This window comes from Microbacterium sp. CPCC 204701 (genome assembly GCF_004010105.1).
Classification (GTDB): Bacteria; Actinomycetota; Actinomycetes; order Actinomycetales; family Microbacteriaceae; genus Microbacterium.
The window spans coordinates 1-5,269 of the sequence record NZ_RRYE01000214.1 but is presented as its reverse complement, the minus strand read 5'-3'; the positions used below and the strand labels follow the sequence as shown (position 1 = coordinate 5,269).

2 protein-coding genes and 1 pseudogene are annotated in these 5,269 nt (G+C 71.1%); 1 reads left to right on the top strand and 2 read right to left on the bottom strand.

Annotated elements, in window-relative coordinates:
- Positions 1 to 129: pseudogene (locus EIO58_RS12150) on the bottom strand (gamma carbonic anhydrase family protein); the annotation flags it as partial.
- A gap of 211 nt (positions 130 to 340) precedes the next feature.
- On the opposite strand from EIO58_RS12150, the gene gdhA reads away from it, so the two are divergent.
- Positions 341 to 1,699, top strand: coding sequence for an NADP-specific glutamate dehydrogenase (gene gdhA, locus EIO58_RS12145; RefSeq protein ID WP_446723922.1), 1,359 nt, complete (start codon positions 341 to 343; stop codon positions 1,697 to 1,699).
- A 75-nt stretch (positions 1,700 to 1,774) separates the two neighbouring features.
- Here gdhA and mfd read toward each other — a convergent pair.
- Positions 1,775 to 5,269: transcription-repair coupling factor (gene mfd / locus EIO58_RS12140; RefSeq protein ID WP_127819763.1), on the bottom strand; the 3,495-nt coding region annotated here is incomplete at its 5' end.

The following is a 5,269-nucleotide window of genomic DNA, read 5'->3' as shown; positions in this document are numbered from 1 at the left end:
GGTGATCACCGCCCCGTGCAGGATCTGGCAGTCGGCGCCGATCTGGACGTCGCCGCTGATGACAGCCGTCGCCGCGACGACCGCGTCGGGATGGATGCGGGGCTTGGCCCCGAGGTGCTCGAAGCGCATCGGTTCTCCTCGTGCGCGCCAGCGTAGCGCGGCCCGACGTCCGTCGGCACGCGGACCGCGCTACGCTGGTGGCTCCCGTCCCTGTCGGCGCGCCTCCACCGCGCAGCCCGGGCCGCCGCGCACAATCCGCGTCGCTGCCCGCATGCCCGCGAACCCGCGGGCAGCCCTGATCGGCACGGGACCGCAGTTGCTCCGGCCAGAAAGCACCACCGTGACCGAGACCCTCTCCGCCGTGCCCGCCGTCGTCCGCGACGTCTACGCCACCGTGCAGGCGCGCGATCCGCACGAACCCGAGTTCCAGCAGGCCGTGCACGAAGTGCTCGAGTCGATCGCGCCGGTGCTCGAAGCGCATCCCGAGTTCGTCGACGGCGGCATCGTCGAGCGTCTCGTCGAGCCCGAGCGTCAGATCCTCTTCCGCGTGCCGTGGATCGACGACCGGGGTCGCCTGCAGGTGAGCCGCGGCTTCCGCGTGCAATTCTCGTCGGTTCTCGGCCCGTACAAGGGCGGGCTGCGGTTCCACCCGAGCGTGAACCTCTCGATCATCAAGTTCCTCGGGTTCGAGCAGATCTTCAAGAACGCCCTCACCGGCCAGGGCATCGGCGGCGCCAAGGGTGGCAGCGACTTCGACCCGCACGGCCGATCCGATGCCGAGATCATGCGGTTCTGCCAGTCGTTCATGAACGAGCTCTACCGGCACCTGGGCGAGCACACCGACGTGCCCGCCGGCGATATCGGCGTGGGTGCACGCGAGATCGGATACCTGTTCGGCCAATACCGCAAGATCACGAACCGCCACGAGTCGGGCATGTTCACGGGCAAGGGCGTGCAGTGGGGTGGGGCGGAGGTGCGCACCGAGGCGACCGGCTACGGGGCGGTCTTCTTCGCTCAGGAGATGCTCGCGATGCGGGGCGCGTCGCTCGAGGGAGCGCGCGTGGCCGTCTCGGGGTCCGGCAACGTCGCCATCTACGCGATCAAGAAGGCGTGGCAGCTCGGCGCGACACCGGTGACGGCCTCGGACTCGTCCGGGTACGTCGTCGACGAGGCCGGCATCGACGTCGATCTGCTCCGCGACATCAAGGAGCGCGAGCGCTCCCGCATCTCCGAGTACGCCGCCAGGCGACCCACCGCCCGATTCGTCGAAGGATCCCGGCCCTGGCAGGTGCCGGTCGACATCGCGATCCCCTCGGCGACCCAGAACGAGCTCGGCGAAGGCGATGCACGCACTCTGATCGCGAACGGCGTCCGCGCCGTCGCCGAGGGCGCCAACATGCCGTCGACGCCCGGCGCCGTCGCGGCGTTCCAGGCGGCCGACGTGCTGTTCGGTCCGGGGAAGGCCGCCAACGCCGGGGGCGTCGCGACGTCCGCGCTCGAGATGAGTCAGAACGCCGCCCGCCAGCGCTGGAGCTTCGACGACAGCGAGACGAAGCTGCGCGCGATCATGAAGGCCGTGCACGATGCGGCCTTCGACGCCGCCGCCCGCTACGGCCGACCCGGCGACTACGTCGTCGGCGCGAACTCCGCGGGCTTCGAGCGCGTGGCGCACGCCATGCTCGCGCAGGGCGTGATCTAGCGTCATCCGAGGTCGGCGAGCTCCGTGCGTTCGTCGGCCCCGACCTCGTCGGAACCGACCGGCTGCCACCGGCGGTCACGCCGAGGCTGCGGCATCCGTCTCGCTCTTGTGCGGCCACAGCTGGTCGAGCAGCTGCGCGACCCAGGCGATGAGGTCGGCATCCGCCATCGGCTCGCCGCCCGCGGTCGGCAGCGGCACCACGAGGGCCTCGCCGCCTGACAGCAGCTTCGCCTTGGGGTAGAGCCGCTGCAGGCGGACCCGCATCGAGTCGGGCAGGTTCGCCGGAGCCAGGCGCAGGTTCGGACCCATCGCGACGACGTCGGCGAGCCCCGCCTGGCCAGCCCGGCGCCGCAGCCGTGCGACGGTGAGCAGGCCCTCGACCTCGGCGGGCGGCTCGCCGTAGCGGTCGGTGAGCTCGTCGACCACGAGGTCGATCGCGTCGTCTTTGGCGGCGACTGATGCCGCGGCCGAGAGCTTCTGGTACGCCTCGAGGCGCAGCCGCTCGCTGTCGATGTACGACTCGGGGATCCGGGCACGCACAGGCAGCTCGAGCCGCAGCTCGGTCGGGCCCTCGGTCTCTTCACCGCGGAACGTCGCGACGGCCTCGCCGATCATCCGCAGGTAGAGATCGAAGCCGACGCCCGCGATGTGACCAGCCTGCTCGGCCCCGAGGAGGTTTCCGGCGCCGCGGATCTCGAGATCCTTGAGCGCCACCTGCATGCCCGACCCCAGGTCGTTGTTCACCGCGATCGTCTCGAGCCGGTCCGCCGCCGTCTCGCTGAGCGGCTTCTGCTCGTCGTAGAGGAAGTACGCGTAGGCGCGCTCGCGCGCACGCCCCACGCGGCCGCGCAGCTGGTGGAGCTGCGAGAGGCCGTACTTGTCGGCGCGGTCGATGATGATCGTGTTGGCGTTGGAGATGTCGAGCCCCGTCTCGACGATCGTGGTGCAGACGAGCACGTCGAAGCGGCGCTCCCAGAACGCGTCGACGACCTCCTCGAGCGCGTGCTCGCCCATCTGGCCGTGGGCGACGGCGATGCGCGCCTCGGGCACCAGCTCGGCGAGCTGGGAGGCCACGCGCTGGATCGACGACACCCGGTTGTGCACGAAGAACACCTGGCCCTCGCGCAGCAGCTCGCGCCGGATCGCGGCCGCGATCTGCTTGTCGTTGCGGGCTCCGACGTACGTGAGGATCGGATGCCGGTCTTCGGGCGGCGTCTGAAGCGTCGACATCTCGCGGATGCCGGTGACCGCCATCTCGAGCGTGCGCGGAATCGGGGTCGCGCTCATCGCCAGGATGTCGACGTTGGTCTTGAGCTTCTTCAGCTGGTCCTTGTGCTCGACGCCGAAGCGCTGCTCCTCGTCGATGATCATGAGCCCGAGATCCTTGAAGTGGATCTTCTCAGTGAGTATGCGGTGGGTGCCGATCACCATGTCGACCGTGCCGTCGGCGAGCCCTGCCACGACTTCGCGCGCCTGCTTGTCGGTCTGGAACCGCGAGAGCGCCTTGACCTTGACCGGGAATCCGGCGAAGCGCTCGGCGAACGTCTCGAGATGCTGCTTGACCAGCAGCGTCGTCGGCACGAGCATCGCGACCTGCTTGCCGTCCTGGATCGCCTTGAAGGCCGCGCGCACCGCGACCTCGGTCTTGCCGAAGCCGACGTCGCCCGAAAGAAGCCGGTCCATCGGAATCGGCTTCTCCATGTCGGCCTTGATCTCGTCGATCGTCTGCAGCTGGTCGGGCGTCTCGGCGAACGGGAACGCCTCTTCGAGCTCGCGCTGCCAGGGCGTGTCGGGTCCGAACGCGTGGCCCTTCGCCGCCATGCGCGCCGAGTACAGCTTGACGAGCTCCACCGCGATGTCGCGCACCGCCCTGCGCGCCCTGCTCTTGGCCTGCGCCCAGTCGCTGCCGCCCATCTTCGACAGAGCCGGAGCCTCGCCGCCCACGTAGCGCGACAGCAGGTCGAGCTGGTCGGTCGGCACGAACAGCTTGTCGCCGGGATAACCCCGCTTGGACGGCGCGTACTCGAGCACGAGGTACTCGCGCACGCTCTTGATCGCGTTGCGCCCGCCCGTCGAGACCTCGCGCTGCGTCAGTTCGACGAACTTGCCGATGCCGTGCGTCGCGTGCACGACGTAGTCGCCGGTCTTCAGCTGCAGCGGGTCGACGACCGCCTTGCGCCGCGAGGCCAGCTTCTTCACGACCCGCTGGTCACCGCCGATGGTGCGGCCGTAGAACTCGGACTCGGTGAGCACCGCGAGCCGCGCGTCCGGCACCTCGAAGCCGCGCTCGAGCTCGGACAGCACGACGTGGGCGACGCCGGACTCGGGGGCGTGCCGCACCTCGTCGACCTTGCGGGCGGCGATGCCGCGCTCGGCGAGCACGTCGCGCGCCCGTTCGACGAGACCGGCACCGGATGCCGCGACCACGACGCGCCAGCCGTCGGCCAGGAGCGCGCCGACGTGTTCGGTGGCGCCCTCGACGTTGCCGTGGAACGACGGCACCGCCCTTCCCGGCACGCGAATCGCCGCGGCCGCCTCGAGCGCGACATCGATGGCGTCCGCGGTGTCGAGCAGGCCCTCGGCGGCGGCATCCGCCTGTCCGGAGTCGAACGAGCTGAGCGTCCACCAGACGCCGGCGCGGTCGTGGGCCGCCTCGCGCAGAGCCGGAAGAGTCAGGAAGTCGCCCGCGCCCAGGTCGACGGGGGTCTTGGCGCCCGCCGTCGCGGCGCTCCACGCGGCATCGAGGAACTCGCGGTTCGTCTCGCCGAGCGTGAGCGCCCGCGTCACCGCTCGCTCAGGCTCGACGAGGGCGACGGCGGCGCCTTCGGGCAGGTAGTCGACGAGGGTCACCAGGCGGTCGACGACCACCGGCAGCAGCGACTCCATGCCCTCGACCGGGATGCCCTCGGCCATCTTCTCGAGCATGCCGGTGAGCCCCGGGAACTCGTCGCGCAGCTGCCGCGCCCGCCCGCGCACCGCGTCGGTCAGCAGCAGCTCGCGGCTGGGAAGCAGCGTCACGGACGGCACGTCGTCCGGGAGCGAGCGCTGATCGGCCACCGAGAACGCGCGGATCTGATCGACCTCGTCGCCGAAGAACTCGACTCGGTACGGGTGCGGTGCGGTGGGCGGGAAGACATCGAGGATGCCGCCGCGCAGCGCGAACTCGCCGCGCCGCGACACCATGTCGACCCGGTGGTAGGCCAGTTCGACGAGCCGCGCCGAGACGTCGCCGAGGTCGTGGCCGCGCTCCCCCACCGCGAGCGCGATGGGCGGGACGTCGGTGAGGCCGGCCGCGAGGGGCTGGATGGCGCCGCGCACCGACGCCGTGATGACAAGGGGGGTCCGGGAGTCCCAGCGGGCGACGCGGGCAAGGATGTCGAGCCGGGCGCCGACGGTCTCGGCGCTCGGGCTGAGGCGCTCGTGTGGCAGGGTCTCCCAGGCCGGGAAGTGCAGCACTTCGGCGCCGGGCAGCAGTGCCCCGAGGGCGGGGCCGAGCGACTCCGCCCGGCGACCGGTCGGGGCGACGAGCAGGATCGCGGGAGGCCGGCCCGCCGCACGCCGGCGCTCGAC